The 12,383-nt window shown below is 59.8% G+C and carries 10 protein-coding genes; 2 read left to right on the forward strand and 8 right to left on the reverse strand.

Annotated features, from left to right (window positions below; translation table 11 throughout):
* Nucleotides 1–213: 213 nt before the first annotated feature.
* The 7 genes from AD669_RS26870 to AD669_RS26900 form a co-directional block, all read right to left on the reverse strand.
* Nucleotides 214–1,119 carry a response regulator gene (locus AD669_RS26870; protein WP_053125133.1) on the reverse strand — a complete coding sequence of 302 codons (906 nt, stop codon included), beginning with the start codon at nt 1,117–1,119 and terminating at the stop codon, nt 214–216.
* Between the two features lie 164 nt (nt 1,120–1,283).
* Complete coding sequence (phoU, locus tag AD669_RS26875) at nt 1,284–2,045, reverse strand: phosphate signaling complex protein PhoU (RefSeq protein WP_053125136.1); 762 nt, start codon at nt 2,043–2,045, stop codon at nt 1,284–1,286.
* A 124-nt stretch (nt 2,046–2,169) separates the two neighbouring features.
* Nucleotides 2,170–3,003, reverse strand: a complete 834-nt coding sequence (gene pstB / locus AD669_RS26880) for a phosphate ABC transporter ATP-binding protein PstB (RefSeq protein ID WP_008078766.1) — start codon at nt 3,001–3,003, stop codon at nt 2,170–2,172.
* A gap of 160 nt (nt 3,004–3,163) precedes the next feature.
* Nucleotides 3,164–4,834, reverse strand: a complete 1,671-nt coding sequence (gene pstA / locus AD669_RS26885) for a phosphate ABC transporter permease PstA (RefSeq protein ID WP_053125137.1) — start codon at nt 4,832–4,834, stop codon at nt 3,164–3,166.
* Nucleotides 4,835–4,850: 16 nt separating this feature from the next.
* Complete coding sequence (locus AD669_RS26890) at nt 4,851–7,136, reverse strand: ABC transporter permease subunit (RefSeq protein WP_053125139.1); 2,286 nt, start codon at nt 7,134–7,136, stop codon at nt 4,851–4,853.
* A gap of 300 nt (nt 7,137–7,436) precedes the next feature.
* Complete coding sequence (locus AD669_RS26895; protein ID WP_034152107.1) at nt 7,437–8,438, reverse strand: phosphate ABC transporter substrate-binding protein PstS; 1,002 nt, start codon at nt 8,436–8,438, stop codon at nt 7,437–7,439.
* Between the two features lie 240 nt (nt 8,439–8,678).
* Entirely contained in the window at nt 8,679–9,977 is a 1,299-nt protein-coding gene (locus AD669_RS26900) for an MFS transporter (protein ID WP_053125141.1), read from the reverse strand.
* Between the two features lie 376 nt (nt 9,978–10,353).
* Here AD669_RS26900 and AD669_RS26905 point away from each other — a divergent pair, with 376 nt between their 5' ends.
* Together AD669_RS26905 and AD669_RS26910 are read left to right on the forward strand one after the other, a co-directional pair.
* Nucleotides 10,354–10,758, forward strand: a complete 405-nt coding sequence (locus AD669_RS26905; RefSeq protein WP_003229628.1) for an acyl-CoA thioesterase — start codon at nt 10,354–10,356, stop codon at nt 10,756–10,758.
* A gap of 57 nt (nt 10,759–10,815) precedes the next feature.
* Nucleotides 10,816–11,715 carry a D-hexose-6-phosphate mutarotase gene (locus AD669_RS26910; protein ID WP_053125143.1) on the forward strand — a complete coding sequence of 300 codons (900 nt, stop codon included), beginning with the start codon at nt 10,816–10,818 and terminating at the stop codon, nt 11,713–11,715.
* Between the two features lie 83 nt (nt 11,716–11,798).
* On the opposite strand, the gene AD669_RS26915 is transcribed toward AD669_RS26910, so the two are convergent.
* Entirely contained in the window at nt 11,799–12,335 is a 537-nt protein-coding gene (locus AD669_RS26915; RefSeq protein WP_007920225.1) for a DUF3299 domain-containing protein, read from the reverse strand.
* Between the last annotated feature and the right edge of the window lie 48 nt (nt 12,336–12,383).

Raw genomic sequence — 12,383 nt, forward strand, 5'->3', positions numbered from 1 at the left:
CAGATGTTTCAATTTGGCTAAAGGCAAAACAAAAGATCGCAGCCTTCGGCAGCTCCTACATTGGAATGCGATCCCCTGTAATTGCTGATCGTCCCCACGCTCTGCGTAGGGATGCCGCCAGGGACGCTCCGCGTCCCATGCAGCGAGGACGCGGAGCGTCCGGTTGAGGCGTTCCCACGCAGAGCGTGGGAACGATCAGGCTGAAACTTGTGATCACGCGCCGGGGATGAAGTGCTTCTGCGCCGTGCCACGCGCGATCAGGCGGGAGATGTAGTCGAGCTTCTGTGCGTCCTGATCGACGAAGCGGAAGGTCAGTTGCAGCCATTCGCTGTCGGGCTTTTGCTCATGCGCGACCACGGCATGCAGATAGCCATTGAGACGGGCGATCTCGGCATTGTCGCCCTGCTCCAGATCGAGCACCGCGCTGTCGAGGATCTGCGGCAGGTTCTCGCTGCGCTTCACCACCAGCAGCGCTTCCTTGAGGCTCAACGCTTTGATCACGCATTGCTGCGTGCCGCTCGGCAGCCGCAACTGGCCATGCCCACGACCACCGCTTGGCGCTGCCGAAGCGGCAGGTGCTTTGACGGGCGGGCTGTTGAGCAAACCGCGCGCCGGTGCAGCTGCCGGGGCAGGTGCTGCAACCACGGGCGCTTTACCGCCGGTCAATGCGCTCAGGGAATCGTTGCCGAATGCCAAATTCATCTTGGTCGGGGCGCTGTTCATCAGGGCGTCGAGCTTGCCGATCTTGTTCAGGGCCTGTTTGACCTTGGTCAGCAGTTGCTCGTTGGTGAACGGTTTGCTGACGTAACCGGAAACGCCGGCCTGAATCGCCTGCACCACGTTCTCTTTATCGCCACGGCTGGTGACCATGATGAAGGGCATGGTTTTCAGGTTGTCTTGCTCGCGGCACCAGGTCAGCAGTTCGAGGCCGGACATTTCCGGCATTTCCCAGTCGCACAGCACCAGGTCGAACGCTTCCTTGGTCAGCATGGCTTGAGCCTTTTTGCCGTTGATGGCGTCCTCGGTGCGGATCCCCGGGAAGTAATTGCGCAGGCACTTTTTCACCAGGTCACGAATGAACGACGCGTCGTCCACGACCAACACACTGATCTTGCTCATCCAACACCCCTATTAAAATCCCGGCAAGCATAACGCTGGCTGATGGCACATTGCCAAAACTCTTCAGTCACGCCGGGACTTTTCGTTCGCGGGTGCTGCTTTTTTATCGAAAGCTGTAAACGAAAACGCCCGGCCAAAGGGCCGGGCGCTTTACTCAGGCAATCTTACTTATCGTCAGCAACGTCCGGAACATTAGCGGTTTCGCCGCTTGTGCCTTGAACTTCTTCCTTCATGCGCTTGAGGCCCATGTGGCGCACGTCGGTGCCGCGCACCAGGTAAATCACCAGTTCGGAGATGTTGCGCGCATGGTCGCCGATGCGCTCCAGCGAACGCAGCACCCAGATGATGCTCAACACGCGCGAGATAGAGCGCGGATCTTCCATCATGTAAGTCGCCAGCTCACGCAGGGCGGTTTTGTATTCGCGGTCGATAATCTTGTCGTACTGCGCCACCGACAACGCCAAATCGGCGTCGAAACGGGCGAACGCGTCCAGCGCATCGCGCACCATGTTGCGCACCTGGTCGCCGATGTGGCGAACCTCGACGTAACCACGCGGCGCTTCACCTTCTTCGCACAGCTGAATCGCGCGGCGGGCGATCTTGGTCGCTTCGTCACCGATGCGCTCCAGGTCTATCACCGACTTGGAGATGCTGATGATCAAACGCAAGTCGGACGCCGCCGGCTGACGACGGGCAAGAATGCGCAGGCATTCTTCGTCGATGTTGCGTTCCATCTGGTTGATCTGGTCGTCGATCTCGCGCACCTGCTGAGCCAGACCGGAGTCGGCCTCGATCAGCGCGGTCACCGCGTCGTTGACCTGCTTCTCGACCAGCCCGCCCATGGCCAGGAGGTGGCTGCGCACTTCCTCAAGCTCAGCGTTGAACTGCGCAGAGATGTGATGAGTGAGGCCTTCTTTGGAAATCATTGTTCGCTCCGAAAAAGCGTTTAACCAAGAGCTGCAAGCTACAAGCTGCAAGCTGTTATGTGGTGATCCATGCCGCTTCGCTTCTAACTTGCCGCTTGAAGCTTGCCGCTCGCAGCTGCTTCAATCAGCCGTATCGACCGGTGATGTAGTCTTCGGTCTGCTTCTTCGCCGGATTGGTGAACAGGGTGTCGGTGTCGCCGAACTCCACCAGTTTGCCCATGTACATGAACGCCGTGTAGTCCGAAACCCGCGCGGCCTGTTGCATGTTGTGCGTGACGATGACGATGGTGAACTTGGATTTCAGCTCGTAGATCAGCTCTTCGACTTTCAGCGTCGAGATCGGGTCGAGGGCCGAGCACGGTTCGTCGAGCAGCAGCACTTCCGGCTCAACCGCGATGGTACGGGCGATCACCAGACGTTGTTGCTGACCACCGGAAAGGCCAAGTGCCGACTCGTGCAGACGGTCTTTGACTTCGTCCCACAGCGCCGCGCCTTTCAATGCCCACTCGACCGCTTCGTCGAGGATGCGCTTCTTGTTGATGCCTTGAATGCGCAGGCCGTACACGACGTTTTCGTAGATGGTTTTCGGGAACGGGTTGGGCTTCTGGAACACCATGCCGACGCGACGACGCAGTTCGGCAACGTCTTCGCCCTTGCGATAGATGTTGTTGCCGTACAGGTTGATCGCGCCTTCTACGCGGCAGCCGTCAACCAGATCGTTCATGCGGTTGAAGGTGCGCAGCAGCGTGGATTTACCGCAGCCGGACGGGCCGATGAAGGCAGTCACGCGCTGTTTCGGAATGTTCATGCTGACGTCGAACAGCGCTTGTTTGTCGCCGTAGTACAGGCTCAGGCCCGGTACTTCGATGGCCACGGTTTCCTGTTCGAGGTTGAGGCTCTGCTTGTCGCGGCCCAGGGCAGACATGTTGATGCCGTGGGTATGTGCTTCGTGCTGCATGGGAGGCTCCCTGTGCTAACAAATTTGGTTCGGTTGGCCGCTGACCTCACAACATGGGTCAGCGGTGATACCGCTCTCTGTAGGAGCACAGCTTGCTGGCGAAGGCGATTTTGATGACGCCATCGCGGGCAAGCCTTGCTCCTACAGAGAGAGGCGTTAATCAGCTATCCAGTGCTTTGTATTTTTCGCGCAGGTGGTTGCGGATATACACCGCCGACAGGTTCAACGTCGCGATCACCAGCACCAGCAACAGCGCCGTGGCGTACACCAGCGGGCGGGCCGCTTCGACGTTCGGGCTCTGGAAGCCGACGTCATAAATGTGGAAGCCCAAGTGCATGATCTTCTGGTCGAGGTGCAGGTACGGGTAGTTGCCGTCCACCGGCAGCGACGGCGCCAGTTTCACCACACCCACCAGCATCAGCGGCGCCACTTCACCAGCAGCACGGGCCACGGCGAGGATCATGCCGGTCATCATTGCCGGGCTGGCCATCGGGATCACAATTTTCCACAAGGTCTCAGCCTTGGTCGCGCCGAGGGCCAACGAGCCTTCACGCACGGTACGCGGAATACGCGCCAGACCTTCTTCAGTCGCGACGATCACCACCGGCACCGCCAGCAGCGCCAGGGTCAACGAGGCCCAGAGCAAACCCGGTGTACCGAAGGTCGGTGCCGGCAGTGCTTCCGGGAAGAACAAACGGTCGACCGAACCACCGAGCACGTAAACGAAGAAGCCCAGACCGAACACGCCGTAAACGATCGCCGGAACGCCGGCAAGGTTGTTCACCGCGATACGGATGATCCGCGTCAGGGTGTTCTGCTTGGCGTATTCGCGCAGGTACACCGCCGCCAGCACGCCGAACGGGGTGACGATCATCGCCATGATCAACGTCATCATCACGGTGCCGAAGATCGCCGGGAAAATCCCGCCTTCGGTGTTCGCTTCACGCGGGTCATCCGAAAGGAATTCCCAGATCTTGCTGAAGTAGAAACCGACCTTGGTGAAGGTGCTCATCGCGTTCGGCTGGTAAGCGTGAACCACTTTGCCCAGACCGATTTCGATCTCTTTGCCGTTGGCGTCGCGAGCGGTCAACGCGTCGCGATTGAACTGCGCATGCAGGTCGGCCAGACGCGCTTCGATGTCCTGATAACGCGCGTTCAGTTCGGCACGCTCGGACTCCATGTCCGCCTGTGCGGTGGCGTCGAGCTTGCCTTCCAGTTCCAGTTTGCGACCGTGCAGACGGATGCGTTCCAGCCCTGCGTTGATCGCACCGATGTCGGTTTTTTCCAGCGATTTCAGTTGTGCCGCCAGACCGTTTACACGGTTGATCCGCGCTTGCAGCTCAGGCCAGGCAGCCTCGCCCTCGGCGATAACCTTGCCATCCTGTTTGACGTTGACCAGGTAGCCGTAGAAGTTGCCCCACTCGCGACGTTCGATCGCCATCAACTCCGGCGGCGTGGTCTGGTTGGTCAGCCACTCGCCGACGATCCAGGTGAAGTCGTTGCCGTTCAAGTCACGGTTGCCGACCTTGATCAGCTCGCGGGTCATGAATTCCGGGCCAACGTCCGGCACCGGCAAACCGGCGCTCTTAAGACGAGCACGTGGCACTTCTTCTTTCTGTACCACTTCGCCGACGACCAGGTGATTGGCCTGACCCGGCACGTCGTAGCTGGCATGCACCAGATCCGCCGGCCAGAAGTGACCCAGACCGCGCACGGCAATCACTGCCAACAGGCCAATGGTCATGATGACCGCGATGGACACCGCGCCACCGCTGATCCAGACGCCCGGGGCGCCGCTCTTGAACCATCCTTTCAGGGAGTTCTGTTTCACAGACTTCTACCTTTGCTTAAAGCGACGAGTATTTCTTGCGCAGACGCTGACGAATCAGTTCTGCCAGGGTGTTCATGACGAAGGTGAACAACAGCAGCACCAGCGCCGAGAGGAACAGCACGCGGTAGTGGCTGCCGCCGACTTCCGACTCGGGCATTTCCACCGCGACGTTGGCGGCCAGGGTGCGCAGGCCTTCGAACAGGTTCATTTCCATGACCGGGGTGTTACCGGTGGCCATCAACACGATCATGGTTTCGCCGACCGCACGGCCCATGCCGATCATCAGCGCCGAGAAGATCCCCGGGCTGGCAGTCAGGATCACCACGCGAGTCATGGTCTGCCACGGTGTGGCACCCAGGGCCAACGAGCCAAGGGTCAGACCGCGCGGCACGCTGAACACGGCGTCTTCAGCAATCGAGTAGATGTTCGGGATGACCGCAAAACCCATGGCCAGACCGACCACCAAAGCGTTGCGCTGGTCGTAAGTGATGCCGAGGTCGTGGGAGATCCACATGCGCATGTCACCGCCGAAGAACCAGTTCTCCATGAACGGACTCATGTACAGCGACAGCCAGCCGACGAACAGAATCACCGGGATCAGCAGCGCACTTTCCCAACCGTCCGGGACTTTCAAGCGGATCGATTCAGGCAGGCGGCTGAAGGTGAAACCGGCGACCAGAATGCCGATCGGCAACAACATCAGCAGGCTGAAAATGCCCGGCAAATGCCCTTCTACATACGGCGCGAGGAACAGACCGGCGAAGAAACCGAGGATCACCGTCGGCATCGCTTCCATCAGCTCGATCACCGGTTTGACCTTGCGGCGCATGCCCGGGGCCATGAAGTAAGCGGTGTAGATCGCAGCAGCAACAGCCAGCGGCGCGGCCAGCAGCATCGCGTAGAACGCGGCTTTCAGGGTGCCGAAGGTCAGTGGCGAGAGGCTCAGTTTCGGTTCGAAATCGGTGTTGGCCGCGGTCGATTGCCAGACGTATTTAGGCTCGTCGTAGTTCTCGTACCAGACCTTGCTCCACAGTGCGCTCCACGACACTTCCGGGTGCGGGTTGTCGAGCAGCAGCGGTTGCAGCTTGCCGCCGGCTTCGACGATCACGCGGTTGGCGCGTGGCGACAGACCGAACAGGCCCTGACCTTCTACGACTTGATCGACCAACAGCGTGCGGTGCGCGGTGCTGTGGAACACGCCGAGCTTGCCGCTGGCATCCAAAGCGAGGAAGCCTTTGCGACGCTCTTCGGCGGTGATTTCAACGATCGGCGTGGTGCCCATCTGGAAGGTGCGAATCTGCTTCAGACGCTGCTCGCCATCCGGGTCACGCGCCATGAACCACTGGGCCAGACCGCCCTTGGAGTCGCCAATGATCAGCGAGATACCACCGACCAACTGAGTGGAAGCGGTGACTTCAGCGTCGCCGTCTTCGAGCAGTTTGTAGCGACCGTTGAGACTCTTGTCGCGCAGGCTGAACACGTCAGCCTGAGCACGCCCGTTGACCACGTACAGCCATTGCTGGCGCGGGTCGACGAAGATGTTTTTCACCGACTCGGTCATCTGCGGCAGATCGATACGCTTCTGCTCGTTGGTGACTTCGCCGGTCATCATGTTTTCTTCGCTGGTCAGCGACAACACGTTGAGTTGCGAACCGGTTGAGCCCACCAGCATCAGCGTGGTGTCGGTGGCGTTAAGGCTGACGTGCTCCAGCGCACCGCCGCTTTCGTTCAGCGCGATCGGCGTCTCGCCGTACGGATACTCGATGGCCGGGGTGATGGTTTTCTTGCCATCGGGGTAGCTGACTTTATAGGTGTGACGGAACACCAGCGCCTGACCGTTGGACAGGCCCACGGCCACCAGCGGATGACCCGGCTGATCTTCACCCAGCGAGGTCACGGTGGTGCCGGCCGGAACCGGCAGATCGACGCGATTCAATTCAGCGCCACTGTCGATATCAAAGAACAGCGCCTGACCCTTGTCGGACACGCGCATGGCCACCTGATTCTGCTCTTCGAGCGAAATCATCAGCGGCTTGCCGGCGTCCTGCATCCAGGCGGGGGTGATCGCATCTTTCGCGGTCAGGTCGGCACCCTTGAACAGCGGCGCAACCACGTAGGCGAGGAAGAAGAAGATCAGGGTGATGGCTGCCAGCACCGCCAGGCCGCCAACGAGGACGTACCAACGGGTGAAGCGATCCTTGAGCGCACGAATACGGCGCTTGCGTTGCAGCTCAGGCGTATTGAAATCAATGCGCTTGGGAGGGGAAGTCGTAGTCATTGGGGAATTGGCCAGATCATTCATGCGCACACCCTAGCGATCCTGTATGACAGAAAGATGACAATGCAGTGACGCACCAAATCCACCGCCAGCGGGTACTGGAGGAGGATCGAAGAATTCGAAGGTTCGCGGTGTCCTGTGGGGCCCGCCTGAAACCTGCTGTAACGGAAACGTTTGAAACCTGTGTAGGAGCTGACGAGGGAACCGAGGCTGCGATCTTTTGATCTTGCAGTCAGAGGCCAGATCAAAAGATCGCAGCCTCGGTTCCCTCGACAGCTCCTACAGGGGTTCCTGCAGATCCGGGTTTAGCCCGGATCTACGGGGTTACTTCTTTGCGACTTCAGCGCCGCCTTCTTGCAGACCGAGGTCAGCCAGTGCTTTTGCAGCAACCTTGGCTGGCAGCGGAATGTAGCCGTCTTTCACCACAACTTCCTGGCCCTGTTTCGACAGCACCAGTTTCACGAACTCAGCTTCCAGCGGAGCCAGAGGCTTGTTCGGGGCTTTGTTGACGTACACGTAGAGGAAACGCGACAGCGGGTACTTGCCGTTCAGGGCGTTTTCTTCGGTGTCTTCGATGAAGTCAGTGCTGCCCTTCTTCGACAGAGCAACGGTTTTCACGCTGGCGGTTTTGTAACCGATGCCCGAGTAACCGATGCCGTTCAGCGAAGAGCTGATCGACTGCACCACCGACGCCGAACCTGGTTGTTCGTTTACGTTTGGTTTGTAGTCGCCCTTGCACAGGGCTTCTTCTTTGAAGTAGCCGTAGGTGCCGGATACCGAGTTACGACCGAACAGCTGCACTGGCTTGTTGGCCAGGTCGCCGGTCACGCCCAGGTCGCCCCAGGTTTTCACGTCGGCTTTGGCGCCGCACAGACGGGTCGACGAGAAGATCGCATCAACCTGTTCCATGGTCAGGTGCTGGATCGGGTTGTCCTTGTGCACGAACACAGCCAGGGCATCCACAGCCACCGGGATAGCGGTTGGCTTGTAGCCGTACTTCTGCTCGAAAGCAGCCAGTTCGGTGTCCTTCATCTTGCGGCTCATCGGGCCCAGGTTGGAGGTGCCTTCAGTCAGCGCAGGTGGCGCAGTGGCAGAGCCAGCGGCCTGAATCTGGATGTTTACGTTCGGGTATTCTTTTTTGTAGTTCTCAGCCCAGAGGGTCATGAGGTTGGCCAGGGTATCGGAGCCGACGCTGGACAGGTTGCCCGACACACCAGTGGTTTTGGTGTAGCTCGGGATAGCAGGGTCAACAGCGGCGAACGCGTTGGCAGTCGCAACGCCAGCAGCGACAAAAGTCATTGCCGCCATCAAACGCTTCAGTTTCATGCCTTACTCCTAGCAGATAGGGTGTGTTAAGTCGGGGCCAAGTATCAGCAGGCCGTGTGAACACTCTATGGCTGAAATATGACAATTGGATGAAAGGCCAGCATGTCGCAACCGATCGTTCCCACGCTCTGCGTGGGAACGCCGCCATGGACGCTCTGCGTCCGCATTTGAGAGGTGACGCGGAGCGTCACAGGATGCATTCCCACGCGGAGCGTGGGAACGATCAGGCGGCAGGGGAAATCAGCGCCCCTTCTTCCAGAGCCACGCCCCCACCAGCATCCCCATCGCGCACAGCACCGCCACATAATAAGCAGGCCCCATCGCGCTTTCCTTCAGCAGCAAACTCACCACCATCGGCGTCAAACCGCCAAAAATCGCGTAAGCCACGTTGTACGAGAACGACAAGCCGCTGAAGCGCACCACCGGCGGAAACGCTTTCACCATCACATACGGCACCGCACCAATGGTGCCGACCAGGAAACCGGTCAGCGCGTACAGCGGGAACAGCCAGTTCGGGTGATCGGCGAGGCTGTGATAGAACGTCCACGAGCTGATCAGCAGGCCCAGGCAACCGAACACAAACACGCGGCCGGCACCAAAGCGATCCGCCAATGCGCCGGAAATGATGCAGCCGATGCTCAGGAACACGATCGCCAGACTGTTCGATTGCAGCGACTCCGTCGGGGTGAAGTGATAGACCGTTTGCAGCACGGTCGGGGTCATCAGAATGACCACGACGATGCCAGCGGAGAGCAACCAGGTCAGCAGCATCGAGATCGCAATCGCGCCGCGATGGTCGCGCAGCACTGCACGCAGCGGCACTTCCTCAGCCAAGGCTTTACGTTGTTGCAGTTCGGCGAACACCGGGGTTTCGTGCAGCCAGCGGCGCAGGTACACCGAGAACAGGCCGAACACACCGCCGAGCAGGAACGGGATCCGCCAGGCGTAATCGGACACTTCGGCCGGCGTATAAATGCTGTTGATCGCGGTGGCGACCAGCGAGCCGAGCAGGATGCCAGCGGTCAGGCCGCTGGTGAGGGTGCCGCAGGCATAGCCCATGTGCTTTTGCGGGACGTGTTCGGAAACGAAGACCCACGCGCCCGGCACTTCCCCACCAATCGCCGCGCCCTGAATCACGCGCATCACAAGCAGCAGGATCGGCGCCCACATGCCGATCTGTGCGTATGTAGGCAGCAGACCCATGATCAGGGTCGGCACGGCCATCATGAAAATGCTCAGGGTGAACATCTTCTTGCGCCCCAGCAGGTCGCCGAAGTGCGCCATGACGATGCCGCCCAACGGCCGCGCGAGGTAGCCGGCGGCGAAGATGCCGAAGGTCTGCATCAGACGTAGCCACTCGGGCATGTCGGCGGGGAAGAACAGCTTGCCGACCACGGTGGCGAAGAAGACGAAGATGATGAAATCGTAGAACTCCAGCGCGCCACCAAGGGCGGACAGCGACAGAGTCTTGTAGTCATTGCGGGTCAACGGTCGTGCGGGTTGCTCGGGCTGCGCGAGGCTCGAAGGCGCTGTGGTCATGGCAAGGGCTTCTCTTATAGTCGGATCTGCCGCCACAACAACGCTGGCGGTGGCTTGGGCAGGTTCGGCACCATAGCAAATTGTTCGAAAAAGCACATAGAGGCGCGTATTTGACGGTCGAAATGAGAACCGGATGGTCGTCGTGGAGTCTACCGACCGATATACTCGCAACCTGCTCCGGTTTGTAGGGGGTTGCTGTGCGAAAACGTCGTTGGCCCGGCCTTTGCTCGGGATTAGCCGGTTTCGCAGAGTTTCTCCTTAGGCGCCTGATGGAAAACGTGACGAACGTAGTATGTTCGGTGCTGAATCGTTTTTCCCGAAGACGGCTACCACCAGCAATACCAACGATGAGTCACGGGTCAGAGGCACCCTCGGCATGATAGAGCTCGAACAAGAAGATCCGATCCCGCAAGGCGACCTGGCCTTGCAAATCACCGCACTCCCGCGCGAAACCAACGGCTTTGGCGATATTTTCGGCGGCTGGCTGGTGGCGCAGATGGATTTGGCCGGCACCGCGATGGCCAGCCGTGTTGCCGGTGGCCGCGTCGCTACCGTTGCCATCGACCGCATGGCGTTCCTCGTGCCCGTCGCTGTCGGCGCGCAATTGTCCTTTTATACCCAGACCCTGGAAATCGGCCGCAGCTCGATCCAGATGATGGTCGAAGTGTGGAGCGACGACCCGCTGTCCAGCGAGTGGCGTAAAGTGACCGAAGCGGTTTTCGTCTTCGTCGCCATCGACGGCAGCGGTCGCACCCGCTCGGTGCCGCCACGCGCGCGCTAAACCTCGCGGCCGTTTTACGGTCGATAGTTGTCCTTGTTACTGATTGAGAGCTGTCCGATGAACACGCCCAACGTTGAAGCCGTGAAACTGGATGAACTGAACTGCTGGCGCATCCGCCACGGTCAGGCTGAAGTGCTGGTGGCCCAGCAAGGCGCGCACATCCTCAGTTATCAGATCGATGGCCAGCCGCCGATCATCTGGCTCAACGACAAGGCAGTGTTCAAGACCGGTAAGAGCATCCGCGCCGGCGTGCCGGTGTGCTGGCCGTGGTTCGGCAAGTTCGAACGCAACCCGCAGAGCGTGCAGGCCATGTACACCGGTGAGCAACCGGCACCCGCACACGGTCTGGTGCGGGCGATGGATTGGGAGTTGGGTGGCATCGAATCAGAGGCTGACGGCGTCAAGGTCGAGTTCAAACTGCCCTACCCCGAAGGCGGCCTGCCGGACTGGCCGCATCAGGTCGATCTGACCCTGACTCTGCACTTGTCCGAGCAACTGAGTTTCAGCCTGACCAGCCACAACCGTGGCAGTGACACCGTCAGCCTGAGCCAGGCGCTGCACACCTATTTCGCGGTCAGTGATGTGCGCAATGTGCACGTCGACGGCGTCGATGGCTTGAAGTACATCGAGACGCTGGATGACTGGAAAACCAACAGCCAGCAAGGTGACCTGCAGTTTGCCGGAGAAACCGACCGCATCTACCTCGACGCTCCACCGCAGCTGAGCATCGTCGACGCGGCCTGGGAACGACGCATTGTCCTGACCGCCACCGGCTCGCGCACGGCAGTGATCTGGAACCCGTGGATCGATCGCGCGGCGGCGTTGGCGGATATGGATAACGATGGCTGGCAGCGCATGCTATGCATCGAGACGGCGAATGTGATGGATGACATCGTCACGCTCGCGCCGGGTGCGAGCCATACCATGGGCGTCAGTGTCGCCAGCAAACCGCTTTAAGATCAAAAGATCGCAGCCTTCGGCAGCTCCTGCATTGGAATGCATATCCCTGTAGGAGCTGCCGGAGGCTGCGATCTTTTGCTTTAGAGATCAGATTCCTGCACCACCCGCACTTTGTCCGCTTCCAGCGCATACGCTGCGTCAGCCAGGTCATTGCTGACCTTCTCGACTTTCAGCGTGCCGGTCACCCACAGCGGCGTGTAGATATCGTCCAGCTTCAACCCCTTCGGATAACGCACCAGCACCAGTTGATTCGGTGGCGGTGGCGGCACGTGGATGCAGGCGCCCGGATACGGCACGAGGAAGAACAACGTGCTGCGGCCCTTGGCGTCAGACTCCAGCGGCACCGGGTAACCACCGATGCGGATGTGTTTGTCGTTCATCGACGCCACGGTTTTGGTCGAATACATCACTGCCGGCAGACCTTTGGCCTGCTTCATCCCGCCCTTCTCGGTGAAGGTGCCGGTGGCTTCCGGGGAGTTGTGGTCGATTTCAGGCATGGCCTCAAGGGCCTTTTGATCCGACTTTGGCATCAGTTCGAGCCAGTCGGTTTCCGGCAGTTCGCCGGCGTGGGCCAAACCGCTGCCCAGGAAAAGGAGAGTCAACAGAAGACGGCGCATGAAGGTGCTCGGTATAAAAAGGAAGGAACGTTGAATCGCCGAGCATTC

It is taken from the genome of Pseudomonas sp. P1.31 (genome assembly GCF_001269815.1).
GTDB classification, from domain to species: Bacteria; Pseudomonadota; Gammaproteobacteria; order Pseudomonadales; family Pseudomonadaceae; genus Aquipseudomonas; species Aquipseudomonas rustica.